Origin of the sequence: Streptomyces sp. NPDC047014, from assembly GCF_040644195.1 — a bacterium.
Lineage (GTDB): Bacteria > Actinomycetota > Actinomycetes > Streptomycetales > Streptomycetaceae > Streptomyces.
Map to the genome: position 1 here is coordinate 1 of NZ_JBEYVX010000187.1, position 1,283 is coordinate 1,283.

2 protein-coding genes and 1 pseudogene are annotated in these 1,283 nt (G+C 68.5%); all 3 read right to left on the bottom strand.

Features of this window, described 5'->3' with window-relative positions; all coding sequences use genetic code 11:
• On the bottom strand, positions 1–476 hold a 476-nt coding region (locus tag ABZ873_RS34145; RefSeq protein WP_360880767.1), incomplete at its 3' end, for an aromatic acid exporter family protein.
• 36 nt (positions 477–512) lie between these two features.
• Positions 513–977 (bottom strand): DUF1622 domain-containing protein, encoded by a 465-nt coding sequence (locus ABZ873_RS34150; RefSeq protein WP_360880770.1) that lies wholly within the window; start codon positions 975–977, stop codon positions 513–515.
• A 108-nt stretch (positions 978–1,085) separates the two neighbouring features.
• Positions 1,086–1,283 (bottom strand): annotated as a pseudogene (locus ABZ873_RS34155) (cyclase); the annotation flags it as partial.

The following is a 1,283-nucleotide window of genomic DNA, read 5'->3' on the forward strand; positions in this document are numbered from 1 at the left end:
GATCCGGCCAGGTGGCCGATGTAGTCGATGCGGCCCTGGCCCGAGGAGAAGGCGAAGAAGCCGACGATGGCGACCTGGATGCCTTGCTGGCCGAACCGTTCGATCTTCCCCACGCACAGCGCGAGCAGCGTGAGGAGGCCGAAGGTCCACCCGTGGATGCCCGCGACAGCGGCCAAGGAGGCGGCGAGCGCGGCGCCCGCCGCCATCGCCACCAAGTACTGGACGCAGTCGCGCAGGGAGCGGTAAACGGTGGCTTGGAGCGCGACGAGCGCGGTGAACGGCGCGAACGTGGAGACGGTCGGCGGCAGCAGATAGCGGGCGATCACCCAGGCCGCCATGGCCGCGACCACGGACTTGATCCCGAGGATCAGCTGGTCCCGCTCGCTGCCGGAGCCGCGTACGGCCCGCCGGAAGTAGGCGATCCGCTCCTTCACGGCCTTCCGTACGCGGTTGCGCGTTCCATCCTTGTCAGGCACTGGCGACCACCCCGTTCCCCATGGGGCGCCTTCCCCTCACGGCTGCGTCAGACACGTGAGAGGCCGGTCTCCGGGCGGGGCGGGTGGTGCGGCCTGCCCCGGCGGCACATGCTGGTCTTCTTCGCGTTCACGTTCACGTTCGTGTTCGAGTTCGGCACGTTCCTGGGCGATCTCGCGCGTCAGGAAGAAGTTCAGGATCGTGCGGATGGCCGCGATGGCGGCCAGCTGGCCGATCTCGGTGAAGCTCGGCGCGACCGCTGTCCGCAGGACGTCACCCGCCAGCTGGAACTCCAGCCCCAGGACGAGAAAACGTCCCAGACTGAGGCGGATCTTGTTGAACTCCCCGATCAGGGAACGCCTGCGGAGGCCGGTGGCGGCGAACCGGGCGAACGCCCAGACGGCACCGGTGAAGATGATCAGCGCACCGGCCGCCTCGATGACGTGCACCAGCAGCCCGATCAACTCCTGTACGCCAGCCTCGGACACCGGCTCATCTGCCATGTTCATGGCGGCTCTTCTACCCGCCTGCCCGCTTCTACACAGGAAGGCTGGCTGCCGCTGAATCCGGCTCCGGCCGGGGCGTCGTCACCCCGGCCGGGCCGCCCGGGCTCAGACCTCGCCGCGCCAGGAGCCGGTCTCGCGGCCGCGCTCCTCGATGTACTCCTTGAACCGCTTGAGGTCACCGGTGACCTGCCGCTTGACGAAGCCGAGCTTGTCGCCGACGTTCTCCGCGAAGCCCTCGGGGTCGTAGTCCAGCTGCAGCATGACCTTGGTCTTGCTGTCGTCCAGGCGGTGGAAGGTGACCAC